Genomic DNA, 25,236 nt, shown 5'->3' with positions numbered 1-25,236 from the left:
ACAAGAGGGGCGCAGCGATGAAGATCTCGATCCTCGACGATTATTTCGACACGCTGCGCACCCTCGATTGCTTCCGCAAGCTCGACGGCTACGACGTCACGATCTGGAACGATCATGTCCAGGACGTCGACGCGCTCGCCGAGCGGCTGCGCGACACCGAGGCGCTGGTGCTGATCCGCGAACGCACCCAGATCCGCACCCCGTTGCTGGAGCGGCTGCCGAAGTTGAAGCTGATCAGCCAGCGCAGCGTCTACCCGCATATCGACATCGACACCTGCACGCGGCTCGGCATCATCGTGTCGTCGGGCCAGCATGCCGATACGCCGTCCTACGCCACCGCCGAATTCACCTGGGGCCTGATCCTCGCGGCGATGCGTGCGATCCCGCAGCAGATGGCGGCGCTGAAGGCCGGCAAATGGCAGATCGGCGTCGGCCATACGTTGCGCGGCAAAACGCTCGGCATCTACGGCTACGGCCGCATCGGCGCCGTGGTCGCGGGCTACGGTAAGGCGTTCGGCATGAACGTGCTGGTCTGGGCGCGCGAGGCGGCGCTGGCGAAGGCGCGCGCCGACGGCTACGAGACCGCCGCCAGCAAGGCCGATTTCTTTGCCCGCTGCGACGTGCTGTCGCTGCATATGCGGCTGGTCGACGCGACGCGCGGCATCGTCAAGGCGGACGACCTCGGGCGAATGAAAGACACCGCGCTGATCGTCAACACCAGCCGCGCGCCGCTGATCGAGCCCGGCGCACTGGTCAACGCGCTGCGCGCCGGGCGGCCCGGCATGGCCGCGGTCGACGTCTACGAGAAGGAGCCGCTGCGCGACACGTCGGACCCGCTGCTCAACATGGACAATGTGGTCTGCACGCCGCATCTCGGCTACGTCTCGCGCGACGAATACGAGATTCAGTTCACCGACATCTTCGACCAGATCGTGGCCTATGCCGCAGGTACGCCGACGAATGTGGTCAATCCCGATGTGTTGACACATCCGGAGGTGCTGGCACATCCCCGCCCGCGCGGCTGATTGATCGCGGCATGAAAAGGACCGGCCGAACGGACCGGTCCTTCTCAAAAGCTGATCGCCTGCAGATCAGAGCTTCTTGTTCGCTGCGGCCGCGGCCCCGTTCACGGCATCCTTTGTGATCTCCTTGGCGTCGCCGAGTGCCTTCTGGCCCTTGCCCTTGGCTTCCTGGATCGCGCCTTCGCCCTGCATCTCCTCGGATCCGGTGGCTTCGCCGATCTTCTGCTTGGCCTTGCCCATCGCCTCGTTGGCGGTACCCTTGATCTTGTCGGTGGTGCTACCCATTGGCCTGTTCCTCCAAATACATTGAAACTTCGCTGGAGCAACGCGCGGCGGCGCCGGAACGTTCCGATTTTCCGCTCGCCTGCGCGCGTGCTTTTCGGTAGCGTTCCACGCACGAAAACTTGACCAACGAAAGCAAGAACGATGAGCGGTTCCCACGATCACACCCATTCCCACGACCACGATCATCACCATCATGACGACGAGCGCTGGAAGCACGACGGCGTCCGGGTGATACCGGGTAACCAGCTCGATCCGAACGTGCCGTCGACTGCCGGCATGGACCGCAAGGCCGCGATCAATTTCGCCCGGGTCGGCGCGCAGAAATTGTGGGCGGGTACCGTCAGCATCAAGCCGGACGCCAAGACCGGCGCGCATCATCACGGCCATCTCGAAAGCATCATCTATGTCGTGAAGGGCAAGGCGCGGATGCGCTGGGGCGAGAAGCTGCAGTTCACCGCCGAGGCCGGTCCAGGCGATTTCATCTTTGTGCCGCCCTACGTGCCGCACCAGGAGATCAACGCCAGTCCCGACGAGGTGCTGGAATGCGTGCTGGTGCGTTCCGACGGCGAGGCGGTCGCGATCAATCTCGACATCGAGCCGGTCGAGAAGCCGGAGAACGTGCTCTGGGTCGATCCGGTGCACCGGCATCCCGACGAGAGGAAGTAATGGGACCTCGTCATTCCGGGGCTCGCGAAGCGAGAGCCCGGAATCCATCGGGCCGCAGCGTTGGTGGATGAATGGATTCCGGGCTCGACGCTGCGCGTCGCCCCGGAATGACGACAGAGCAGGGAGGCCAGCATGACGCTCGTTCGATACCAGAGCGCCGACCACGTCGCGACCATTACGATGGCACGCAGCGAGAAGCACAATGCGCTCAACAACGCGTTGTGTACCGAGCTGCGTGACGCCTGGCTGCGGTTTCGGGACAGCGACGATCGTGTCGCAGTGCTGGCTTCGGCGGAGGAAAAGTATTTCTCAGTCGGCGCCGATGTTGGTGATCTCCCCGCCAACATGTGGCACGCCGTGCCTGGCCTCGGCGTCGAGCTGGACAAGCCGGTGATAGCAGCGACATCCGGCTGGGTCGTGGGTGGCGCCTTCGTGCTGGTCCAGATGGCCGATCTGTGTGTGGCGTCGGAGACGACGCGCTTCATCTATCCCGAGGGAAAGATCGGCACCACCGCGGGCGGCGTCTCATCGGTGATGGCGCGGATGCCGCACAAGATCGCGATGGAATTTCTGCTGGTCGGCGACGAGATGTCGGCGGAACGCGCCTTCCAGATCGGTTTCGTCAACAAGGTCGCGCCGAAAGGTCAGCACCTCGCGCTGGCGCAGGAGATGGCTGCGAAGATCGCCGGCAATGCTCCGCTGGTGGTCCGCGCGTTGAAGAAGCTCGCCCGCGAGGCGATGCCGAAGGGACCTCTTGAAACAGTCGCCGACGCGCGGCGGTTGCTCGATGAGGTCAGGGACAGCGAGGATCTCAAGGAGGGCGTGAAGGCCTTCAGCGAGAAGCGGAGGCCGAAGTTTACGGGAAAGTAGGGCGAGAAGGCGCTCTCGCTGTTTCGTCATTCCCCGGTGCGCAATTGCGCACCTGAGGGCTCGCGAAGCGAGAGCCCGGAATCCATCCCACCACACAATATGCGGCCAAATGGATTCCGGGCTCGACGCTGCGCGTCGCCCCGGAATGACGGGTAGGGCGACTATGCAAACACCCGGTGATCGATCGCCCCGTTCGGCACCACATAGCCGTAGCGCGTATTCGACGGCTCTACGCCAGCCTTCTCGTACTGCGCCTTCATCATCGCGAAGCGGTCGCCCTTGATGTCCAGCATCGCGCGCTTCGGCTGGATGTTGTAGAGCCGGGCATTGTTGTCGCCGAAGATCGCCGTCTTCACCGGTCCGTCGGCGGGCCCAAGCGGTGCGTAGCCGAACTTCTTCTGCATCACTTCGGGGATTTCCAGCCGCCGCAGGCCCTCGATCTGCCATTGCGGCGCGCCGGTCCACAGCGCGTCGGTGCCCCAGCAGACGTGGTCGACGCCGAGGCCCTTGATCAGGGTGCCCATCAGCGCGGCGCAGACATTTGGCTCGGCGACCAGCGTGGTCGCGAACAATTGCCCGACATCGCCGTAGACATTGTTGACGCCGTATTGCGCCGGGATGTCGGCGAGGTCGGAGGTCCAGGCGATCCGGCCGGTGCGCTCGAATTCGGCCAGCGCGACCTTGGGATCGCCCCCGACATGGCGATAGGCCGAGTGATAGATCACGAAGTTGAGCTGCGGCCAGTCCTTGGCCGCCTGGCCGACATCGACAACGTCGGCGAAGCCGCGCAGGTTCGGATACTGCTTCTCGATCCCGGGTGGGAACAGCCCCTTGTGCACGCAGACATTCTTGACGCCTGCCTTCACCATCTTCTCATAGCCCTTGTAGGCGACCTTCTCGTCGTCCAGCCGCCACGGATAGCGGCTGATCTCCTTGTGGGTGTTGTCGCCGATCGTGTAGCCCTTGCAGGATTCCGGCCCCAAGGCCAGCGCAGCATCGAGCTTGTCGAGCCAGCCGGGCTGGCCGGGCGTGAAGATCGCGTGACAGAACACGCGGCGCGAGCCGGCCTCGTCGTTCATCTTCTTGCGCGCATCGGCCATCTGCTCGTTGGTCAGGAACCAGTCCTGCTCGATGTCCGACGGCGCCGAGGAGATCAGCGCGATCTTGGTGTCGGAATCAAGAAACATCTCCTTCTTGTAGTTGTTGAACTTCAGATCCTCGATGGTCTGCTCGTGATCGTTGAGCTCCTTGTTCCAGCCGGCTTTGCCGACCGCCTTGCGCATTTCCACGAAGCCCATGATGCGGGTGTCGTCGCGCAGGAAATGCGTGTGCATGTCCATGATGAACTGGTCTTTCAATCCGTTGGCGCGCTCTTGCGCCATCGCAGGCGTTGCGGCCTCGGCCGGCGTCACGTCGAACAACGATCCGTAGACCTGGTTCATCGCGACAAAGGAAGCGGCCATGCCGGCCGCGGTCTGGAAGAACCGGCGGCGATCGAGGCCCTGTTTGCCGCCGAGATCGTCGGCCATCGCCAGCAGACGCGCCTCGACCTCGCGCTGCCGTTCGTTCTGCGGGTCAGGATAGAACTCGTCGCTGGAGACGATCTGGGTCGGGATCGGCGTCTGGTGCTGGCACAGTTCGGAGGGCATCAAGGCGGCAAGTTCTTCGTCGGTGAGACTGCTGCTCATTCTTCGCTCCCGCATCGCGCCGGGTTTTTCCGGGTCGGACCGCGGCGGAGACTAGGACCAAGTCCGTCCGTCGTCCGCGCCGATTGCCGGAAACCGCGTTCACAAAATCGTGCGCTGTATTTGCTGTCATTGCGAGGAGCGCAGGCGACGAAGTAATCCATACTCTTGCTGCAAGCGGCGCCATGGATTGCTTCGCTTGCGCTCGCAATGACGGTTGTGGATGCTAACGTCGTGCAAAACCCGAGGGGCCGAACGAAGCCCGATCGTTCAGAGGGAGGCGAACCATGACGCCAGCAGACCATTCGCGGCGCACCGTCATCAAGGGCATCGGCGTTTCGACAGCAGCCGGTGTGCTCGGCGCAGCGCCGGCGCAGGCCGCGGCCGCAGTTCCTGCCGAGGGAGAAATATGGAGCAACGAATACTGGGCGAAGAAGGGTGACATCCCGCTGTGGATGTTCCGCAAGCGGGTCACCGCGCCGAAGCCGGGCGAGCCGGCGCGGCCCGTGGTGTTCTTCGTTCATGGCTCGTCGGTGACGTCGAGGGTGTTCGACCTCACGGTGCCCGGCAAGGGCGAGTATTCGCTGCTCAATGTCTTTGCGCGCTACGGCTTCGATTGCTGGACCATGGATCACGAGAACTACGGCAAGTCGGGCCGCACCTCTGATAATGCGGATATCGCGAGCGGCGTCGAGGATCTGAAGGCCGCGGTCGAGGTGATTGCGCGCGAGACCGGCGAGAGGCGATATCACTTCATCGGCGAATCCTCCGGCGCGCTGCGCGCAGGTGCCTTCGCGATGGCCGCACCCGAGCGCATCGATCGGCTGGTGTTCGCCGCCTTCACCTACAAGGGCGAGGGCTCGCCGACACTGGCCAAGCGCGCCGAGCAGCTTGCCTATTACCGCAGCCACAACATGCGCAAGCGCGACCGCGACATGATCCGTTCGATCGCGACCCGCGACAGGCCGGGCACGTCGGACCCCGCGGTGATGGAAGTGTTGGCCGATGTCGAGATGCAGTTCGGCGACCAGATCCCGACCGGCACCTATCTCGACATGACCGCCAATCTGCCGGTGGTGCATCCGGAGAAGGTGCTGGCGCCGGTGCTGCTGGTCCGCGGCGAATATGACGGGATCGCGGCGGTCCCCGATCTCGAGGAGTTCTTCAACAAGCTGCCGAATGGCGATCGGCAGTTCATCATCCTGCCCGGCACCGCCCATTCGGTGGCGCTCGCCACCAATCGTGAGCTGTTCTGGCATGTGACACGGGCATTTCTGACCATGCCGACGCCGATCGTGACCTGAGGCGGCCTGCGGCAGGACGCCGCAAGAAAAATCTGCGCGGCGATGTCGGGATCCGGCTATGCGGTTCGTCCTCGGGGCACAACCCGCAAAAAGGAGCGCCTTTCATGGCCAAGCCGACAATGATCTTCGTCAACCTGCCGGTCAGCAATCTCGCCCGTGCCACCGCCTTCTACGAGGCGATCGGCGCGACGAAAAATCCGCAATTCTCCGACGACACCGCATCGGGCATGGTGATCTCCGAGACCATCCACGTCATGTTGCTGACGCACGACAAGTTCCGGCAGTTCACGCCGAAGGCAATCGCCGATGCCAGGACCACGAGCGAGGTGCTGATCTGCCTCTCCGCCGAGAGCCGCGAGGCCGTCGACAGCTATGTGACGAGGGCGAAGGGCGCCGGCGGCACCGCCGATCCGTCGCCGCAGCAGGATTACGGCTTCATGTACGGCCGCAGCTTCGAGGATCCCGATGGTCACATCTGGGAAGTGATGTGGATGGATGTCGAGGCAGCGATGAAGGCGCAGGCCGCCGCGGCCACCGCCTGAGCCACCGCACAGTGCAGGAGTTCGACGCCGGCTATGAGCGGCAGTTCGCAATCCGCTTGACGGATTGAGACAGCACTTCAGGCTGCGGAGATGCCGTCCGGCCGGACCTCGGTCATGGCTTGGACGGCTTTTCTGCCTGAAGGCAGGTCGGCTTGCCGGCAGCCAGCGACCGGAAAGTTCAGTTCGACCGTGGTGCCGCCTCCAGGGGTCTCGCAGAGGGAAACGGTGCCGCCGTGGGTGGTCATCACCTGGGAGACGATCGAAAGCCCCAGCCCTGTTCCTTCCGTGCGGGTGTTGCCGCGCTTGAACGGCTCAAGCAGCAGCTCGGGCTGACCGAGTTGGAGTCCCGATCCGTAGTCAATAACGCTCAACCGCGCTGGTGCTCCGACCTCGATGAGGACGGAGCCACCTGCGCTGCCATGCGTTACGGCGTTTCGGATCAGGTTCGAGAGCGCGACGGCGATCGCGGCTTCCGAGCCACGCACCCAGACCGGGTGACGAGGTTCGGTGAACTCGACATCGCTTCCGTTCTTCAACGCCATCGGCACGTGTTCGGCCGCAACCCTGCGCGCCAGCGCCGCAAGATCCATCTCGATCAGTTCGGCAGGTTCGGCGGAGATACGCGCGAGCTGGAGCAGCATGGTGACGATCGACGACAGCTTCTGGTTCTCGGCTATCAGCCTGGCACGCAACGGGGCATCCTCGACCTGCTCGAGTATGGTGCGCGCATTGGTCAGGGGCGTACGAAGTTCGTGTGCTGCATTCGACAGGAAATTTCGTTGCGATTTCGACGCGACGTCTATTCGCGATAGCGCGCGATTGAAAGCCGCGACGAGAGGCAAGAGCTCGGCTGGTGCATCTTGTTCCGGCAGTCGTCGGCCATCTGAAACCCCGTCGATCATCTCGGCGGCCGCTGCGACGGCCCGGACGGGGCGCGCGATCAGCGTCGGCACGAAGACCATCGCGGTAAACGCCGTCGCCGCCAGGACCAGGATAATGGGGAGCGCGACAATCGTCGCATCGGTGAGCATTCCGGTCGTCAGTTGCGCGGCCGTATAGGCCACGCCGCCGGTCTCAATCCACACCTCGCCCACAGGCGTATTTCTGACCGCCGACATCTTCTTCAGATTGGTGGTTTCGCCGTCAAACGCGTAGGCGAGGAAACTCGTCCCGTCACGCGATGTCTGGGTCTTTTGTGGACGCCACTTCGGGATTGGGCCGTAGCTGACCTCTCCACTCTTGTCGGACACGACATACCAGAATGTCGGGAAATTGCGGGTGATCTCGTCCAGCCTCGAGGTCCGTTTGAGAGCCAGTTGCCCGGTCTCGTTGCGGATGACGGCTTCCTTCAATGCATCGGCGACGTCGGCGGCGGCCCAGGTGCCGTCATCGTCGCCGCCAAATCGGATCAGCAAGGCTGCTGCGCAGAGCAGCATGATGGTCGTTACGGCGCCGATCAGCGTCGCGGACAGCACCGCGATCGAGCGATGGACACGCTTGAGCCTTTGCCATTGCAAAATCATCATTCGCCACTCAGCAGATATCCGAGGCCACGGACCGGTTTGATGACGACCTTGCAGTTGGCCGCGCGGAGGCGCCGGCGCAGCCGCGACACGTGAGCCTCGATCGCGTTTGATTGAATCTCGTCGTCAAAGCTGTAAGCTGCGACTTCGAGGGTCTCGCGCAGGACGACGCGCCCAATGCGCCGGACCATCGCCTCCAGAATCGCCAATTCACGCCGCGGGACAACAATCGGCGCGTGATCGACGCAGACCTCGCGATTGAGCACGTCGTAGCTCAGATTGCCGATGCGAACGATCGCCCCTCTATCCAGAAAGAGACGTCGCAGCACCGCCTTGGCTCGCGCGATCAGCTCGATCGGTTCGAATGGCTTGGCCACGTAGTCGTCCGCCCCGTCGTCGAGGGCGCGCGCAATATCGAGGGGGTCATCAAGCGCCGTCAGCACGATTGTCGCGGGGCTGGGCTTCTGCTGCTTGAGATCGCGCAGCAACGCCAGACCGTCGCCATCCGGCAGTCCACGGTCGATCACGACGAGTTCAAAGCTTCGCACGGCGACTGCGGCGCGACCCTCTTCAAGCGTCGTGACCATGTCGGATGCGCCGAAGGCCGTAGCCAAGGTATCCCGCAGCCATGGCCCAAGCTGAGGGTCATCCTCCACGACCAGAACTCGCACCGCATTCTCCCAAGCATAAACCACGGCTTCTACCATTACGGACGGATTACAATAAGATTACGGCCGGCATGAAAACTGCGGTGTCCACACGAATGCGTTGATGTGATTGGCCTTTCCTTGTGACTCTAGAGGCATTCTCGAATGGCAGCGGTGATCGGATCGACGCCTGATGGGGGCTCGTCCGAAAGACTCAATCAGGGGCGCCGCACACATCAGCGCTCCAGGGCCGATCAGCGTCATGACAGCGAGCGAGCTTTTCGCACGCGCATCCCCTCTCAGCGATTTCCCCGCGAGAGACGTCGATCAACATGACCGGCGAGTGACGGCGCGTCGGCGCGTGCAAGGATACGCTGGCAGCGGCGTGAACGGAGCCACGTCAGGCTATCGTAATGGTCGCTGTGAAAAGCATGGCGGACAACGCGGCTCGCATCGCGCTTTCCGATCTCCGTCCCCAGGCTTCCGAACGATATGCCGGTCGATTTTGCGTTCTCAGCGATGGCCAAGCGGTCAGATCGCAGCCCGGCGTCATGGCGCCGTCCGTTCAATCGATGGCTGGAAGGAGTCGAGTCAGGGTGGTCGGTGCCGCTGCTGCTCGCCTGCTTCGTCGGCATCTGGACGGTGTATCTGTCGGTGGCCTATCACGGCGCCGGCCTGCATCCGGACGTGCTGGAGACCTGGACGTATGGCAGGCATTTCGCATGGGGTTATCCCAAGCATCCGCCGTTGATGGGGTGGACGACCGGTGCGTGGACCTCGGTCTTTCCGCTGACCGATTGGTCGCTGCAGCTGATGGCGATGACAAATGCGGCGTTGGCCTTGTGGTTCGTTGACCTCATTGCAAGAAGGTTCGGGACCGGGCACAAGCGCCTGATCGTGCTGCTCCTGCTGATGCTGACCCCGGCATACCAATTTCATGCGCAGCGCTTCAACGCCAACGCCGTGTTGCTCGCGGTCTGGCCGCTTGCAACCTACTGCTTCCTGCGCGCCTTTGAAACGAGGGCGCCGCTCTGGGCGATTGCTGCGGGTGTCACGGCGTCGCTTGCAATGCTGGGCAAGTATTACTCCATCTTTCTGATTGCCAGCTTCGCGTTGTCGGCAATCATCCATCCCTCGCGGCGAGCCTATTTCACGTCCAGTTCGCCCTGGATCTCTGCTGCCGTCGGGCTGATTGTGCTATCTCCGCATCTGCACTGGCTGGCCACGACAGGCGCGGAGCCTGTCCATTATGCCGCGACGCATGTGGGAGCCGATTTCCCCCACTCGCTGCGGGATGCCGTCAATTTCCTGTTGGGCCTTGCTGCGGCGACGAGCGTGTCCGCCGTGACGTGGGCGATGATCGCCGGGTATCGAATCAAGCGCCTTCCGCGGGATCTCGCGGCGGCGGATCCCAACCTGAAGCTCATCGGCCACGTCGCGATCGGCACGATCGCTCTTCCTTTCATCACGTCCATATTCCTTGGCACCGACTTGCCGTCGCTATGGGCGCTTCAGGGATTGTTCCTGCTCGCCGTGCCGGTCGTGTGCAGCACGCGTTATCGGATCGAGCGGTTCTACACGGTCAATGCAGCGCTCCTGGTTGCCGGAATTGCAATCGTCGCCGCCGTGTTGGCGGCCCCAGCCCATGCGCTCTACCGCAACAGCTACGGTTATGAGGAAGGGCGAAACGTCTATCACCAGGCCGCAGACAAACTCACCCGGCTGTGGCACGAGCAGATGGGCACGCCGCTGTCGATCGTCGGCGGCAACGATAGCCTTGGGGTCGCGGTGGCCTTCTACAGCTCCGATCACCCGTATTATGGCGATCCTTACGCCTACCAATATTCATTGGCACTGCCTCGCGAGGTGACACCGGTGCGCGGCTGGGCAGCGCTCTGTTTCGACGACCAGGACGATTGCCTTGAATGGACCGGGCGAATGGCGGCTCACGCCGGAAGCTATGTCAAGCGCGAGTTTTCCGTTCAATCGAGCCTGTTCGGAATTCCAGGCATCAGGCGAAACCTCGTTGCATTCCTGGTGGCACCGCTTCGTGAGCCGGACGATGCACCGTCAAGCCTCGTCAACGATGCCGGTCAGGGCGGAGGACGTGTTTCTCCGCAAGCAGATCCGCCGCTCCGCGCGGAGCCGGATGTCGCACTGCCGGAAAATCAGCCGCCGGGAAATGCGCCGCAGACCAACGATCCAGGAGCCAACATGCTGGTGGATCAGCGAGCCGCAAGGCTCTTCGTCGTGCTGCGTTGATCAGGCTTATTCCCGGAATGCCGCCGTGATGATCGCACCCGTAATCTTGCGGTAATCGGCTCCCGCTTTATCGGCGGCGGGGTCAAGGGCGTCGTATCACGAAGGATAGCGGTCCATGCTTATCAGGTTGGTTTGCATCAGCCTCGGCGTTTGCGGAGTCATCGGTGCCACCGCGGTCGCGCAGACATCTCCATCAATGACCGGTTCAACTCGCCCGGCAACCGCAACACGGCCATCGATCAGTCGCGCCGACAAGATCAACCTCAACACCGCTCCTGTCAGCGAGCTGGTGAAGCTTCCGCACCTCAGCGTGCGCGGCGTCACTGCGATCACGGAGGCGAGAGCAAAGTCAAAGTTCAAGGATTGGAATGATTTCGTGGCCCGACGGGTTGTGCCGCGATTCGTCAGGAGCGAGCTCAAGGAGCTCGTCACGTTCTAGACGAGCTCTGCCGATCGCCGCCAAGGGGCGGCGCGGTTGTTGAACGCGAACAAGGATATGCTTCAATGAAACGAGTAGCTGTTTTTGCGACCATGGCGGTGATCGCTGTGGGGTGCCTTGGGTCGACAGAAGCCACGGCACGCGGCCGGCGGGGGGATGCGGTCGCCGTCGGCATCGTCGGCGGCTTGGCCGTCGGCGCCCTGTTGGGCTCCACCATGGCTGCCGGTGCGGCTCCGGCCTATGTCTACGAGAGGGACTATTATTCGCCGGCCCCCGTCGTCCATTACCATCGTCACGTGTACGAATACGGCGACGAATATCCGGGCGGATATGACTACGGTTATCGATCCGGGTACCGGGAAGGCTACTCGGACGGCTATTGGGACAACGATTGAACGTAGACCGGCGTCGGCGCTGATCCGGTTGCTCGATGGTGCAGGTCCGGACCAGCGGCTCCGTCCTAATAGCTGATCCGCAAGCCGACGCCGCCGTGAACCGTGTTGCCGACCGGCTGCGGCCCGGCGGTGCCGTTGAGGAAGATATCGGCGATCCAGCCCTTGGTGATGCGGAAGCCGACGCGGCCGCCATATTCGAACCAGCCCTGGTTGCCGATCGTCGGCACGATGGTGCCATCGCCGGTGACGGTGGCGACGATGCCGGAATGGGTGGCGAAGGATTGCACCCAGCCGCCATTGATGTTGGTTTCGATGTTCGATCCGAACAGATGCGTCCACTGGCCGCCGATCTTGACCAGGCTGGTGCGATCGGTGCCGTCCGCGATGGTGGCGTCGAACGGATTGAAGGCCATCGCGGGATCGCTGTAGCCCTTGACCCGCTGCCACAGTTGCCAGACTTCGACCGAAGCCGCGACCTCGTCGCGCGCCGACAGCCGGTTGATCCAGCCCGCGCGTCCATAGACGCCGTAATTCTCGCTCGAGGTCTGGCCGGTGACCGACACCGGTCCGAGGCTGGTCGCGTAGCTGCGGGTGTAGCGCACCTTCTCCGACGGCGAGAGGATGGCGCCGATATCGAAGAACGGCCGCGATGAGCCCCAGTCGACGAAGTCGTAGCGCAGCGCGAAGGCGCCGATCGGCGCGCTGGTGACGTTGTAGCCGCCCTCGCCATACTGCGTGTAGGCGATGCCGGCGAGCAGCGACAAATTCGGTGTAATGGTCTTGCGGCCATGGATGCCGGCCGAGAACGAGCCGGCGGAGCCGAAGGCACTGATGCAGTCGTCGCAGTTGACCTGCTCGTTGACGCCGAGCAGCACCGATCCGAGCACGCGGTTGGTGATCATCTGGTTGAAGCGCTGGTCGGCGAGGTTGTTGATCGAACTGCCGCTCGACGGCGCGCCGGTGATCGGTGTCGGCGACGGACTGGGCGTTGGTGTCGGCGTGGGGATAGGCGTGGGTGTCGGTGTTGGCGATGGTGTGGCAGTAGGTGTCGGCGTTGGCGTCGGGGTCGACGTACAGTTCGGCGATGCTGAAAACGAATCCGGATTCGAAGTGCAGTTCGGCGTCGGAGACTGCGCCTGAGCCGGCACAGCCCACGCCTGCAGCATCGCGAGCGACAGCGTCATTGTCAGCGCCGCCGACAGGATCAAATGATGGATGCGCCGTAGCATGCTCACCGTCCGCACAGCATGCCGGTCGGGTCGTCGACCGGCGGCGTCACCGGCGAGGCATCCGCGAACTGGGTGACGGTGCAGAGGCCTGCGGCCTGGGTGCAGGTCGCGGCGAAGGTCCATGGCGGGTTGTTGGTCTTCTGGATCGTGGTGCGGCCGCCGCTCGAGGTGATGATCGCGGTGTCGCCGGGCTGCGTCAGATCGATGCATTGCCGGTTCGACGTACACACCGTCGATGCGCCTTCCTGCAACACCACGGTGGTCTTGCCGCGCTGCGACAGGATGTCGAGCACCGTGCCGCGAACGCCGATGGTCGCAAGCGGCGTCGTGATCGTGTAGGCGGCCTTGTTCGAGTGGCCGGTGACGAAGCGGAACGCTCCCGAGGTCAGGCGGATCGCTACATCGCGATAGTGATGCTCGTCGTCGAACACGGTGCGATCGAGCTTGAGCGAGGCATTCGGTCCGAGCGACAGGTTGGTGCTGTCGGCCATCACCAGCCGCGCGGCGCTCTCGAGACCGGTGCGCACGGTCTCATCGCGCAGCAGCGCGTCGCCGACGATGATCGGCGTGGTCGCGGCCGCAACGCGGACGACCTCGTTCTTCACCATGGCCGCTTCGCCGACGCGCGTCTGCGCCTGAACGGGATGAGCCGTCAATGCGACCGCAAGACCGAGTGCAAGTAAGGAGAAAAAGCTGTGGCGCGAATTCATTGCAATACCGATCGAACTAACCCTCTCATCGTACCGGATCGCGGACGCAGCTGATATTGTATAATTGTCACAAGCCGTGTTGAGTTGCGCCGGATGGTGAGGGTCGATGGATTCGAAAATGCTCGCGGCTGCGGACATCAACGTGAGATTTGATCACACTCGTCACATACATCACACTCGCGGCCGTCGTAGCTCACACTTCGCTCACACTGGTTCCCCTCGCAGCGTGCTCGTCCTTTGATCACCGCATCCAAATCTCCTTCTGTTCTGCGGCGTCCCGCCGCGCGCACGGCGATCGTCGCGGCCATTATCTTCATCGTCGCCCATGTCGTGCTGCTGCTCGGGATCACCACACCGGACAAGCTCTATTTCGATGAGGTGCATTACGTGCCGGCGGCGCGCCAGATGCTGTTGCCGGTGGTCGAGGGCCCGATCCTCAACCCGATGCATCCGCCGCTCGCCAAGGAGATCATCGCGCTGTCGATCAAGGCGTTCGGCGACGTGCCGCTCGGATGGCGCTATCCCGCGGCGCTGTTCGGTGCGCTCGCGCTGGTCGCGGTCTATCTCGCCGCCCTGGCGCTGTTCGCCTCGCAGGAGCGGGCCATCGCGGCCGTGCTGCTCGCCTTCTTCAACCAGATGCTGTTCGTGCAGTCGCGGATCGCGATGCTGGATATTTTCGCGCTCGCCTTCTGTCTGTTCGCGATCGCGGCCTTCATCCACGGCTTCAGGCAGAAGCGGCCGCAAGCTGCCTTCGCGCTGACGGGGGTTTTCGCGGGGCTTGCCTGTGCCTGCAAATGGAGCGGGTTGTTCGTGCTCGCGACCTGCATCGCGATCGTCGCGGTGGTCAGCCTGATGCAGCGCTGGCGCACGCGCTTCGCCGAGGCCAATGCGGAGGACTGGTACCGGCCGGACCTGTGGCCGGATTTCCGTCTTCCCCACTTCATCGTCTGTTTCGTGCTGATCCCGTCGGCCGTCTATCTCGTGAGCTTCGTGCCGCTGTACGGCTTCTCGTTCACCGACCTCGTCGAGGCACAGCGCCGCATCTTTGCCGACAACACCACGACCGCGATCGCGGGCCACACCTATATGAGCGCATGGCCGTCCTGGCCGTTCCTGGTGCGTCCGGTCTGGTATCTGTTCGAGAAGGTCGGCGACGACAGCTTCGCCGCGATCGTGTTTCTCGGCAATCCGCTGATCCTGTGGCCGGCGTTGATCGCGCTGATCGTCGCGCTGCGCGACTGGATCGTGACCCGCAGCCGCGATGCGTTTCTCGTGCTTGCGTTCTATCTCGGCCCGTATCTCGCCTGGGCGCTGCTGCCGCGCACGCTCGGTTTCATCTATTACTACCTGCCGGCAGCTGTTACCGCGAGCTTTGTGCTGGTCTACGCATTGACGCGCAAGGGGATGCCACGCTGGCTGTTGTGGGCCTTCGTGGCTGTCGGATGCGCCGGCTTCATCGCGATGCTGCCGATCACGGTTGCCGCCATCGGGACGTCGATGGCGACCTTCAATCGGCTGATGCTGTTCCAGAGCTGGATTTGAATCTCCCTGAAACAAGCGATCCGCCTGCCGGGTGTGGCAAGCGGATCGGAAGTTGGGGAGATTACTGCGACGCCGTCTTGGTATCCATGTTGACGACCTGCACGCGACGGTTGGTCGGGTCCATCGGCGCGCTCGGATCCTTCGGCCGGGTCTTGCCGTAGCCGACGGTCACGAGATCAGAGCCGTTCAGGCCGTAATGCTCGACCAGATAGTTCTTGATGGTGTCGGCACGGCGCTCAGAGAGATCCTGGTTGTAGGCCTCGCTGCCGATCGCGTCGGTGTGGCCGGCGACGACGAAGGTCGAGCCCTTCATGCTGGCATCCGACAGCGCCTTGCCGAGCTCCTGCACCGCCTGGGTCGAGCCCTTGGCGATCTCAGCCGAGTTGTAGTCGAAGTGAATCTCCAGATCGATCTTCGGCTTGTTGGCGGCGATGTCGGCGATCTCCTGGCGTTCGCCGAGTGACAGCGAGCGGGTCTGGCGGTTGCGAACGGTGTTGAGGAAGCTCGCCTCCTTGGCCGAAGCGGCCGGGTCGACCTGCGTGCCGGCGGAGAGGCCGCGGGTGGCCGACTTCGGCTTCAACGCATTGAGGATCTGGGCGGCCGGAACGGTGTCGCTGCCGGCCAGTGCGACGCCCGCCGTCATCGACAGCGCAGCGCCGATCGTCAAAAGAGACAGGGAAAAGGAGCGGGTCATGGTTTTCGTCCTTAAATGTCAGGCCAGCCAATCCGGCTGTTGTCGTTTTGATGCTGCGAACCTAGGACTGGTTCAAAGCCCGCAATGTGATCTGGATCACAGTTGAATGGACCGGCCCCTGTCCCGCGCCGTGCAGGGCCGGCGACGGAGAGGAGAGCATCTTGGCCCACGTCGATCGCGTCCTCCGCTCGATCAACGACGAAGGCGCTTCGCGCTGTGTCGATATTTTCGTTCGCCCGGAAGGGACCATCGGATTCGAGGAATATCGGCGGGACGTGGAGGATGGCCGCGGTTGGTTTCCGGTTGGCGGTCATTCGTCCCGGGTTTTTCATGAGGAAAACGCCGCGCTCGCGGCGGCGATGGCGGACGTTCCCTGGTTGCGGCGGGCCGTTGGATCGCAGTAGCCGCTCCGAAGCGCCCCACACGTCCAGAGGGCGATGATTCTGCACGGCTGATTTCCCTCGCGCGGCTCTCCACAGCTGCGCGAATCTCACTACATTGCTCGGGCAATGCCCCGCGCCGCCGAACCCCTATCCCTGAACAATGCCGCCGCCCGCCATATCTGGCTGTGCGCGCAACGGCTCGATACGACGGCGCCGTTCGGGGACGGGGCATCAGCCGTGGCGGCCGCCGTCGACCATCTCGGCTATGTGCAGATCGACACCATCAACGTGATCGAGCGCTGCCACCACCACATCCTGTTCAGCCGCATTCCGGACTACCGCCGCGCCGACCTCAAGCAGGCGCAGAGCCAGGACAAGAGCGTGTTCGAATACTGGACGCATGCGCTGTCCTACGTGCCGTCCAAGGACATCAACATCTTCCTGCCGGCGATGAAGGCGCACAAGCGCGAGGGCCATAAATGGTTCTCGTCGGTGACGCCATCGGATACCCGCAAGGTGCTGCGGCTGCTGCGGGCCGGTCCGCTGACCATCCGCGACATCGAAGACGACGTGCTGACCGAGAAGGAGCATCTCTGGCAGAGCCGCAAGCCCTCGAAGCGCGCGCTGCAGCTCGCCTTCTATGGCGGCGTGGTCACGGTCAGCGAGCGCGCCGGCATGCTGAAGACCTACGAGCTGATGGCCAGGCATTTCGGCTGGGACAAGCCGCCGAAGCCCGCACCGGCATCGGCGCGGATCGCCTATCTGCTCGACCGCGCGCTGCGCTCGCAGGGCATCGTCAGCCTGGACTCGATCTGCCATCTGGACGCGCCGAGCAAGAAGGCGGTGCGCGGCCTGATCGAGGCCAGGGTGCGCCGCAAGGAACTGGTGCGGATCGCGCTCGATGGCGCCGGCAAGCAGGAGCATTGGGCGCGGCCTGAGGTGCTGGAAGAGACCGGCGAGGGTGATCCCGCTCTGGTTCACATCCTCTCGCCGTTCGATCCGCTGATCATCCAGCGCAAGCGCACCGAGCTGTTCTTCGGCTACGGCCACCGGTTCGAGGCCTATGTGCCGAAGGAGAAGCGCCTGTTCGGCTATTTCGCGCTGCCGGTGCTGGTCGGCGACGATATCGTTGCCGCCCTCGACCTGAAGACCGACCGGCAGAACAGGAAGCTGCTGATGCAGAAATGGAGCTGGGTCGGCAAGGGCAAGAAGCAGGCGGCGCGCAAGGAGCTGAAGCGCCGCATCGAGGAGGAACTCGACCGCTTCGAGCGTTTCCAGCTCGCCGAGTAGGGCAGGCTCGCCGTCATTGCGAGCGCAGCGAAGCAATCCATCGCGCCACAAGCGGAGAAGTGGATTGCTTCGCTACGCTCGCAATGACGGCGAGGAAAACGCCCGGGTTCCTGTCTGGCCTGTGTGCTATGAGTTTTTGCCATTGCTCAATGCCGGGCCACCCAATAATCCTCAAGGCAAGCAATAGCTTTGGGGGGAACAGATGAGCCAGACCGCAACTGTCGCGCCCGATCGCGGCGCCCGCAGCGAGATCGAGACGTCCACGATCCGCGCGATCTCCTGGCGGCTGATCCCGTTCCTGATCCTGGCCTACTTCTTCTCCTATCTCGACCGCGTCAATCTCGGCTTCGCCGCGCTGACCATGAACAGCGAGCTGAAGTTCTCGCCGGTGGTGTTCTCGTTCGGCGCCGGCATCTTCTTCATCGGCTATTTCATCTTCGAGGTGCCGAGCAATCTGGCGCTGGAGCGGTTCGGCGCCAGCAAGTGGATCGCCCGCATCATGGTGAGCTGGGGCATTCTCTCGGCACTGATGGCGGCGGTCTATGACGAGCACAGCTTCTACGCGTTGCGCTTCTTCCTCGGTGTCGCCGAGGCCGGCTTCTTCCCCGGCATCATCCTCTATCTCACTTACTGGTATCCGGCCGAGTATCGCGCGCGCTTCCTCGCCGCCTTCGCGCTCGCGGTGCCGATTTCGACCGTGATCGGCGCCCCGATCTCCGGCCTGTTGCTCGGGCTCGACGGCGTGATGGGGCTGAAGGGCTGGCAGTGGCTGTTCGTCATCGAGGGCATCCCCTCGGTGCTGCTCGGCATCGTCACCTGGTTCTATCTCACCGACCGGCCGGAGAAGGCCGATTGGCTCTCGGCCGAGCAGAAGGCGTGGCTGAAGGCGAAGCTCGATGCCGAGGTCGCGGCCAAGCAGGCGGCGCAGCACTTCACGCTCGGGCAGGCGCTGTCCTCGCCGAAGGTGCTGGCGCTCAGCGCGATCTATTTCGGCTTCGTCGCCTCGCTCTACGGCATGCAGTTCTGGCTGCCGCAGATCGTCAAGGCGTTCGGTCTCACCAACGCGCAGACCGGCTTCGTCACCGCGATCCCCTATGCGTTCGGCACCGTCGCGATGATCCTGTGGGCGCGCCGGTCCGACGCCATGCGGGAGCGCGTGTTTCATGTCGGCGCGCCGCTCTTGCTCACGGCGCTGGCGCTTGCCGTCTCCAGCTACATCACCGATCCGACCATGACCATGGTTGTGCTGACGGTCGCCGCGATCGGCGTGTTCTGCACCTTCGCGGTGTTCTGGACGCTGCCGACCGCCTGGCTGTCAGGCACCGCCGCCGCCGGCGCGATCGCGCTGATCAACTCGATCGGCAACCTCGCTGGTTTCGGCGGGCCCTATCTGATCGGCTGGGTGAAGGAGACAACCGGCAGCACGTCGACGGGCCTGCTGGTGCTGTCGCTGTTGCCGCTCGCGGCCGGCCTGCTGGTCTTCCTCGGCAGCCACGAGACCAAGACCGAGTTCGCGAGCGCGAAGTAGGGTAACGGCTGGCTTTGCCGCGTAGGATGGGTAGAGCGCAGCGAAACCCATCGTTCTTTGTCCGCGGCGAGATGATGGGTTTCGCTGCGCTCTACCCATCCTACAGATCCCGCCAACACACGCCGCCGCCGTAGCTCGGATGGAGCGAAGCGCAATCCGGGGTCGCCGTGTGCAGACCGCCCCCGGATTTCGCTGCGCTCCATCCGGGCTACGCAATTTCCAGAATTCCCCGCTTAACCCCACGTTAATTACTGCGTTCCTCACGAATAGGTTATCACTGACGAATATTGACATTCATCAGTGATAAATCGATACTCTTCATCAGTCGTCAGCCGATGGAGATTTCAGATGTTCGTTCGTTCCGTTTTGTCGAGCTATTACAGGCTCTTGACCGGAGCAACGCTGGCTTTCGCGGTGTTCGCGCTGACCGGCTGCAATGAAAAGGCAGCCGAAAACGCGGATCCCGGACGCCCCGTTCTGGTGGCGACCGTCCATTACGAGGCTGAAACCCCTGAGCGCAGCTTTGTCGGCACCATCAAGCCCCGTATCGAAGCCGATATGGGCTTTCGGGTCGCCGGCAAGGTGGCCAAGCGGCTGGTCGAGGTCGGACAGACAGTCGACGTCGACCAGCCCTTGGCCACCCTCGATGAGGTCGATCTGAAGCTGCAGGCCGAGCAGGCCGAGGCGGAATTCCGCGCCGCCACCGGCGTGCTGGCGCAGGCCGGGGCCGCCGAGCAGCGCGCCAAGGACCTGAAGGCCAAGGGCTGGGCCACCGATGCGGCGCTCGATTCCGCCAAGGCCGCCGGCGACGAGGCGCGGGCGCGGCTGAACCGCGCCGAGCGCTCGGTCGAGCTGACCAAGAATTCCCTCTCTTATGCAACGCTGGTGGCCGACACGAGGGGTGTCGTCACCGCGACCATGATCGAGCCCGGCCAGGTGGTTGCCGCGGGCCAGGCTTCGATCCGTGTCGCCCGACTTGGCGAGAAGGAAGCTGTCGTCGCGATCCCCGAGACGCTTCTCGCTCGTGCCAGGTCGGGCGTTGCCACGGTGACGCTGTGGTCGGATGCCAAGAAGACCTATGCCGCCAAGCTGCGCGAGGTCGCGCCGCAGGCCGATCCCGCCACCCGCACCTATCTCGCGAAGTTCTCGCTGCCGGACGCCGACGAGACCGTCTCGCTCGGCATGACCGCAACGCTGACCCTGGCCGACAAGGCGACCGAACGGGTCGCCAAGCTGCCGCTGTCGGCGCTGTACAGCCAGGGCGGCGATCCCTCGCTCTACATCGTCGATGACAAGGGCGACATCGCGCTGAAGCCGGTCAAGGTGAAGGCCTATGAGAGCAACAACGTCGTCATCTCCGGCGGCGTCGACGATGGCGCCAAGGTGGTCGCCCTCGGCGTGCAGAAACTCGATCCGAGCCAGAAGGTCCGGGTCGTCTCGTCGCTGTCGTTCTGATCCTCGCAATATCAGCAGAAACGGTTCTGGGACCTGATCTAGAACTTGGAGAGTTCGATGAAGCGCTTCAACCTTTCGGCCTGGGCGGTCAGCCATCCGACGCTGGTGCTGTTCCTGATGATCATCCTCGGCGCCGCCGGCTACTTCTCCTATCAGAAGCTCGGCCGCGCCGAGGATCCGTTCTTCACCGTCAAGGTGGTGAACGTCTCGGTGATGTGGCCGGGCGCGACCTCGCAGGAAATGCAGATGCAGGTCGCCGATCCGATCGAGAAGAAGCTGCAGGAGCTGCCGTTCTTCGACAAGGTGCAGACCTATTCCAAGCCGGGCTTCACGGCGATGCAGGTCTCCTTCAAGGATTCGACCTCGCCGAAGGACGTGCCCTATCTCTTTTATCTCATCCGCAAGAAGCTGGTCGACGTGCAGGGCGAGCTGCCCTCCGGCATTCTCGGGCCCGTCGTCAACGACGAGTTCTCCGACGTCGATTCGATCCTCTATATGATGACCGGCGACGGTGCTGATTACGCGCAGCTCAAGAAAGTCGCGGAAGGTTTTCGCCAGCGCCTGCTGAAGGTGCCCGGGGTCACCAAGATCGACCTTTACGGCACCCAGGACGAGCGCATCTTCGTCGAGTTCTCGCATGCCAAGCTCGCGACGCTCGGCATCACGCCGCAGGCGCTGTTCGACTCGCTCGCCAAGCAGAACAATGTCACCCCGGCCGGCACGGTCGAGACGTCGTCGCAGCGCGTGCCGCTGCGCGTCACCGGTGCGCTTGACGGCGTCAAGGCGGTTGCCGAAACGCCGGTCGAGAGCAACGGCCGCGTGTTCCGGCTCGGCGATATCGCAACCGTCTCTCACGGCTATGTCGATCCGCCGAGCTTCAAGGTGCGTCAGGAAGGCAAGCCGGCGCTCGGTATCGGCGTCGTCACCGCCAAGGGCGCCAACATCCTCGAGCTCGGCAAGGAGGTCCAGCAGGCGACCGCCGAGTTCCTGAAGGCGGTGCCGCAGGGCGTCGACATCCAGCAGATCGCCGACCAGCCCAAGGTGGTCGAGCACGCCGTCGGCGAGTTCGTGCACTCCTTCGTCGAGGCGCTCGCGATCGTGCTGTTCGTCTCCTTTGTCGCGCTTGGCTGGCGCACCGGCATCGTGGTGGCGCTCTCGGTGCCGCTGGTGCTTGGCATCGTCTTCATCGTGATGAACGCGATGTCGCTCGATCTGCACCGCATCACGCTCGGCGCGCTGATCATTGCGCTCGGCCTCCTAGTCGACGACGCCATCATCGCGGTCGAGATGATGGTGGTGAAGATGGAACAGGGCTGGGACCGCATGAAGGCGGCGTCCTTTGCCTGGGAATCCACCGCGTTTCCGATGCTCACGGGAACGCTGGTCACAGCCGCTGGCTTCCTCCCCATCGGCTTTGCCAATTCGGCGGTCGGCGAATATGCCGGCGGCATCTTCTGGATCGTGGCGATCGCGCTGGTCGCCTCCTGGTTCGTCGCGGTGATCTTCACGCCCTATATCGGCGTCAAGCTGCTGCCCAACATCAAGGTGCACCAGAACCACGATCCGCACGCGATCTATGAGACGCGGATGTATCGCGGCCTGCGCAGCGTGGTGCAGTGGTGCGTCGATCACCGCATCAAGGTGGTGGTGGCGACCGTCGGCGTCTTCGTGCTTTCGATCGTGGGCTTCGGCCACGTCCAGCAGCAGTTCTTCCCGCTGTCGGAGCGGCCCGAGCTGTTCCTGCAGCTCCGTCTGCCCGAGGGCACGGCCTTCAACGTCACCGAGAAGGCGGTGAAGCAGGCCGAAGGGCTCTTGAAGGACGACCAGGACATCCAGACCTATACTGCCTATGTCGGCCAGGGCTCGCCGCGCTTCTGGCTCGGCCTCAACCCGCAGCTGCCGAACGAGGCCTTTGCCGAGATCGTGATCCTCGCCAAGAACGTCGAGGCGCGCGAGCGCGTCAAGGCGAAGATCGAGCAGGCCGCCGCCGACGGCGCGCTGAACGAGGCACGGGTCCGGGTCGACCGCTTCAACTTCGGTCCGCCGGTCGGTTTCCCGGTCCAGTTCCGCGTGATCGGGCCCGACGCCAACAAGGTGCGCGACATCGCCTACCAGGTGCGCGAGGTGATGCGGCAGAACAAGAACGTCAAGGACGTCCAGCTCGACTGGAACGAGCAGTCGCCTTACCTGAAGCTCGCCGTCGACCAGGATCGGGCGCGCGCGCTCGGCCTGACCCCGCAGGACGTCTCGCAGGCGCTGGCCATGCTGATCTCGGGCGCGCCGGTCACCACCATCCGCGACGGCATCGAGAAGGTCGGCGTGGTCGCCCGTGCGGTGCCGTCCGAGCGGCTCGATCTCGGCCGCGTCGGCGATCTCACCATCACCACGCGCAACGGCGTGGCGGTGCCGCTGCAGCAGATTGCCAAGATCGAATATGCGCATGAGGAGCCGATCCTGTGGCGGCGCAACCGCGACATGGCGATCACCGTGCGCTCCGACGTCGTCGACGGCGTGCAGGCGCCCGACGTCACCAACCAGATCGCGCCGAAGCTGAAGGACATCCAGGCCCATCTCGAGCCGGCCTACCGGATCGAGCCGGGCGGGGCGTTCGAGGAATCCGCCAAAGGCAATGCGTCGATCTTCATCCTCTTCCCGGTGATGGTGATGGTGATGCTGACGCTGCTGATGATCCAGCTGCAGAGCTTCTCGCGCCTGTTCCTGGTGTTTCTGACCGCCCCGCTCGGCATCGTCGGCGCCTCGCTCGGATTGAACGTCGCCAACCAGCCGTTCGGCTTCGTGGCGCTGCTCGGCCTGATTGCGCTGGCCGGCATGATCATGCGCAACGCGGTCATCCTGGTCGATCAGATCGAGAGCGACGTGTCCTCCGGCCTGACCCGGCGCGAGGCGATCGTCGAGGCCACCGTCCGGCGCGCCCGGCCCGTGGTGCTGACCGCGCTCGCGGCGATCCTCGCCATGATCCCGCTGTCGCGCTCGGCGTTCTGGGGCCCGATGGCGATCACCATCATGGGCGGTTTGTTTGTTGCGACTTTCCTGACCTTGCTGTATCTGCCGGGCCTTTACGCCCTCTGGTTCCGCAAGACCTTGGACGAAAGCGGCCCCGAGCAAGTCAATACTGCGCCGCAGCATGCGGGTGAGGGACAACTCGCATTTCCACTTGCTGAGGCGGCCGAATAATTGAAGATTGAGCAGGCCAACATGACACTGATCTCGGAACATAGCGAAACCGACACCCGCGAGCGGATTCTCGTGGTGGCGGAGCGCTTGTTCCGGCAGATCGGCTACCAGAAGACCACGGTCGCCGACATCGCCAAAGAGCTGCGGATGAGCCCCGCCAACGTGTATCGCTTCTTCGATTCGAAGAAGTCGATCCACGAGGGCGTGGCGCGCGGCCTGATGGGCGAGGTCGAGATCGAGGCGCAGCGGATTGCCCGGTCGGAAGGACCGGCTGCGACGCGCTTGCGCCAGATGATGACGACCATCAATCGCATGAACACCGAGCGCTATGTCGGCGATTCCAAGCTGCACGAGATGGTCGAGATCGCGATGCAGGAGGACTGGGAAGTCTGCACTGCCCATATGGAGCTGATCGCCATGACCATCGGCGAGGTGATCGCGCAAGGCGCGGTGTCGGGCGAATTCGAGGTCAAGGACCTGGAGCTTGCCGCGCTCTGCGCCTGCACCGCGATGATGCGGTTCTTCCACCCGCAGATGATCGCTCAATGCGCCACCAAGCCCGGCCCGACCATCGACCAGATGATCGATTTCGTGATCGCCGGCCTGTCGCCGCGCACCCGCGCCAACTGAGCGCCGGCACTGACGTTTTCGTCAGTTGACTCTTCCCGCATTGCAAGCGAAGCGAAATTGTAGCCCGGATGGAGCGCAGCGTAATCCGGGAATGCTTCGACGTGTGAGACGAGTCCCGGATTGCGCTGCGCTCCATCCGGGCTACCGTGAGAGGGGCCCAGCGTGACCGCCAAAGACCTGCATTTCTACGAGCCGAAGAACGGCCACGGCCTGAAGCACGACCCGTTCAATGCCATCGTGGCGCCGCGGCCGATCGGCTGGATCTCCTCGCGCGACAAGGGCGGCAACGTCAACCTCGCGCCCTACAGCTTCTTCAACGCCTTCTGCTACGTACCGCCGATCATCGGCTTCTCCTCCACCAACTGGAAGGACAGCGTCGCCAACATCCAGGACACCGGCGAGTTCGTCTGGAACCTGGCGACGATGGATCTGGCCAAGCACATGAATGCGACCGCGGCGCATGTCGCGCGCGATGTCGACGAGTTCAAGCTCGCAGGGCTCACGCAGGTTGCCGGCAAGCTGGTCAACGTGCCGCGCGTCGCCGAAAGCCCGGTGTCGTTCGAATGCAAGGTGAGTCAGATCGTCCAGCTTCAGGGCGCCGACGGCAAGAAGGCCGAGGCCTGGCTGACGCTCGGCGAGGTGGTCGCCGTCCACATCGACAAGGCCTTCATCAAGGACGGGGTCTATCAAACCGGTCTCGCCCACCCGATCGTCCGCGCCGGCCGCCGCGGCGACTATTTCGAGATCAAGCCGGAGAACATGTTCGAGATGATCCGGCCGGATTGAGTACTGCTCTATCCTCCCTCTCCCCGTTCTTCACGGGGAGAGGGAGGGTGAGGGGCTGCTTCCGCGAATTGTGAACGTCGTGAGACCTGTACCCCCTCACCCGGAACGCATCTGTCGATGCGTTCCGACCTCTCCCCGCAGGCGGGGCGAGGTA

At 63.6% G+C, this 25,236-nt stretch carries 23 protein-coding genes; 16 read left to right on the top strand and 7 right to left on the bottom strand.

Annotated features, from left to right (window positions below):
* Positions 1–17 precede the first annotated feature (17 nt).
* Entirely contained in the window at positions 18–1,025 is a 1,008-nt protein-coding gene (locus AAFG13_RS19030; RefSeq protein ID WP_342712976.1) for a D-2-hydroxyacid dehydrogenase family protein, read from the top strand.
* A gap of 66 nt (positions 1,026–1,091) precedes the next feature.
* On the opposite strand, the gene AAFG13_RS19025 is transcribed toward AAFG13_RS19030, so the two are convergent.
* Positions 1,092–1,307: a CsbD family protein gene (locus tag AAFG13_RS19025; RefSeq protein WP_342712975.1), complete on the bottom strand. Its 216-nt coding sequence runs from the start codon at positions 1,305–1,307 to the stop codon at positions 1,092–1,094.
* A gap of 141 nt (positions 1,308–1,448) precedes the next feature.
* Between AAFG13_RS19025 and AAFG13_RS19020 the strand changes: the two genes are divergently transcribed.
* Complete coding sequence (locus AAFG13_RS19020) at positions 1,449–1,973, top strand: cupin domain-containing protein (RefSeq protein WP_212315659.1); 525 nt, start codon at positions 1,449–1,451, stop codon at positions 1,971–1,973.
* Positions 1,974–2,105: 132 nt separating this feature from the next.
* Positions 2,106–2,843 carry an enoyl-CoA hydratase-related protein gene (locus AAFG13_RS19015; RefSeq protein WP_342712974.1) on the top strand — a complete coding sequence of 246 codons (738 nt, stop codon included), beginning with the start codon at positions 2,106–2,108 and terminating at the stop codon, positions 2,841–2,843.
* Positions 2,844–3,004: 161 nt separating this feature from the next.
* Here AAFG13_RS19015 and AAFG13_RS19010 read toward each other — a convergent pair whose 3' ends face one another.
* Complete coding sequence (locus tag AAFG13_RS19010) at positions 3,005–4,531, bottom strand: amidohydrolase family protein (RefSeq protein ID WP_342712973.1); 1,527 nt, start codon at positions 4,529–4,531, stop codon at positions 3,005–3,007.
* A 284-nt stretch (positions 4,532–4,815) separates the two neighbouring features.
* On the opposite strand from AAFG13_RS19010, the gene AAFG13_RS19005 reads away from it, so the two are divergent.
* Positions 4,816–5,832: an alpha/beta fold hydrolase gene (locus tag AAFG13_RS19005; RefSeq protein WP_342712972.1), complete on the top strand. Its 1,017-nt coding sequence runs from the start codon at positions 4,816–4,818 to the stop codon at positions 5,830–5,832.
* Between the two features lie 104 nt (positions 5,833–5,936).
* Positions 5,937–6,374, top strand: coding sequence for a VOC family protein (locus AAFG13_RS19000; RefSeq protein WP_342712971.1), 438 nt, complete (start codon positions 5,937–5,939; stop codon positions 6,372–6,374).
* Positions 6,375–6,451: 77 nt separating this feature from the next.
* Here AAFG13_RS19000 and AAFG13_RS18995 read toward each other — a convergent pair whose 3' ends face one another.
* Both AAFG13_RS18995 and AAFG13_RS18990 read right to left on the bottom strand, forming a co-directional pair.
* Entirely contained in the window at positions 6,452–7,897 is a 1,446-nt protein-coding gene (locus AAFG13_RS18995) for a HAMP domain-containing sensor histidine kinase (protein ID WP_342713358.1), read from the bottom strand.
* Complete coding sequence (locus tag AAFG13_RS18990; RefSeq protein WP_050401724.1) at positions 7,897–8,568, bottom strand: response regulator transcription factor; 672 nt, start codon at positions 8,566–8,568, stop codon at positions 7,897–7,899. The genes AAFG13_RS18995 and AAFG13_RS18990 overlap by 1 nt, the downstream gene beginning before the upstream one ends.
* Positions 8,569–9,036: 468 nt before the next feature.
* Here AAFG13_RS18990 and AAFG13_RS18985 point away from each other — a divergent pair, with 468 nt between their 5' ends.
* From AAFG13_RS18985 to AAFG13_RS18975, 3 genes are all read left to right on the top strand, one after another.
* Entirely contained in the window at positions 9,037–10,806 is a 1,770-nt protein-coding gene (locus AAFG13_RS18985) for a glycosyltransferase family 39 protein (protein ID WP_342712970.1), read from the top strand.
* 196 nt (positions 10,807–11,002) lie between these two features.
* The gene (locus AAFG13_RS18980; RefSeq protein ID WP_212315649.1) at positions 11,003–11,245 is read left to right on the top strand and encodes a helix-hairpin-helix domain-containing protein; all 243 of its coding nucleotides are present in this window, start codon (positions 11,003–11,005) and stop codon (positions 11,243–11,245) included.
* A gap of 65 nt (positions 11,246–11,310) precedes the next feature.
* Positions 11,311–11,640: a hypothetical protein gene (locus AAFG13_RS18975; RefSeq protein WP_342712969.1), complete on the top strand. Its 330-nt coding sequence runs from the start codon at positions 11,311–11,313 to the stop codon at positions 11,638–11,640.
* A 65-nt stretch (positions 11,641–11,705) separates the two neighbouring features.
* Here AAFG13_RS18975 and AAFG13_RS18970 read toward each other — a convergent pair whose 3' ends face one another.
* Positions 11,706–12,869, bottom strand: coding sequence for a hypothetical protein (locus AAFG13_RS18970; protein WP_342712968.1), 1,164 nt, complete (start codon positions 12,867–12,869; stop codon positions 11,706–11,708).
* A gap of 2 nt (positions 12,870–12,871) precedes the next feature.
* On the bottom strand, positions 12,872–13,579 hold the full coding sequence (locus tag AAFG13_RS18965) for a FecR family protein (protein WP_342712967.1): 708 nt from the start codon (positions 13,577–13,579) through the stop codon (positions 12,872–12,874).
* Positions 13,580–13,816: 237 nt separating this feature from the next.
* Here AAFG13_RS18965 and AAFG13_RS18960 point away from each other — a divergent pair, with 237 nt between their 5' ends.
* Positions 13,817–15,121, top strand: coding sequence for a phospholipid carrier-dependent glycosyltransferase (locus tag AAFG13_RS18960; RefSeq protein ID WP_342712966.1), 1,305 nt, complete (start codon positions 13,817–13,819; stop codon positions 15,119–15,121).
* A gap of 61 nt (positions 15,122–15,182) precedes the next feature.
* Here the strand turns inward: AAFG13_RS18960 and AAFG13_RS18955 are convergent, their stop codons facing one another.
* Positions 15,183–15,815 (bottom strand): OmpA family protein, encoded by a 633-nt coding sequence (locus tag AAFG13_RS18955; protein ID WP_212315641.1) that lies wholly within the window; start codon positions 15,813–15,815, stop codon positions 15,183–15,185.
* 161 nt (positions 15,816–15,976) lie between these two features.
* On the opposite strand from AAFG13_RS18955, the gene AAFG13_RS18950 reads away from it, so the two are divergent.
* The 7 genes from AAFG13_RS18950 (at position 15,977) to AAFG13_RS18920 (ending at position 25,082) form a co-directional block, all read left to right on the top strand.
* Positions 15,977–16,219, top strand: a complete 243-nt coding sequence (locus tag AAFG13_RS18950; RefSeq protein WP_212315639.1) for a hypothetical protein — start codon at positions 15,977–15,979, stop codon at positions 16,217–16,219.
* Positions 16,220–16,324: 105 nt separating this feature from the next.
* On the top strand, positions 16,325–17,488 hold the full coding sequence (locus AAFG13_RS18945; protein WP_342712965.1) for a crosslink repair DNA glycosylase YcaQ family protein: 1,164 nt from the start codon (positions 16,325–16,327) through the stop codon (positions 17,486–17,488).
* Positions 17,489–17,690: 202 nt separating this feature from the next.
* Positions 17,691–19,016 (top strand): MFS transporter, encoded by a 1,326-nt coding sequence (locus AAFG13_RS18940; RefSeq protein WP_342712964.1) that lies wholly within the window; start codon positions 17,691–17,693, stop codon positions 19,014–19,016.
* A 348-nt stretch (positions 19,017–19,364) separates the two neighbouring features.
* A complete protein-coding gene (locus tag AAFG13_RS18935) occupies positions 19,365–20,471 on the top strand; it encodes an efflux RND transporter periplasmic adaptor subunit (RefSeq protein WP_342712963.1) in 1,107 nt (368 codons plus the stop codon).
* Positions 20,472–20,528: 57 nt separating this feature from the next.
* A complete protein-coding gene (locus AAFG13_RS18930; protein WP_212315635.1) occupies positions 20,529–23,666 on the top strand; it encodes an efflux RND transporter permease subunit in 3,138 nt (1,045 codons plus the stop codon).
* 21 nt (positions 23,667–23,687) lie between these two features.
* Entirely contained in the window at positions 23,688–24,296 is a 609-nt protein-coding gene (locus tag AAFG13_RS18925) for a TetR/AcrR family transcriptional regulator (protein WP_342712962.1), read from the top strand.
* A gap of 162 nt (positions 24,297–24,458) precedes the next feature.
* Positions 24,459–25,082 (top strand): flavin reductase family protein, encoded by a 624-nt coding sequence (locus tag AAFG13_RS18920; RefSeq protein ID WP_028338596.1) that lies wholly within the window; start codon positions 24,459–24,461, stop codon positions 25,080–25,082.
* The last annotated feature ends 154 nt before the right edge of the window (positions 25,083–25,236 follow it).

Origin of the sequence: Bradyrhizobium sp. B124 (genome assembly GCF_038967635.1) — a bacterium.
Classification (GTDB): domain Bacteria; phylum Pseudomonadota; class Alphaproteobacteria; order Rhizobiales; family Xanthobacteraceae; genus Bradyrhizobium.
The sequence above is the reverse complement of the archived record's forward strand: the minus strand, read 5'-3'. Positions and strand labels throughout refer to the sequence as shown.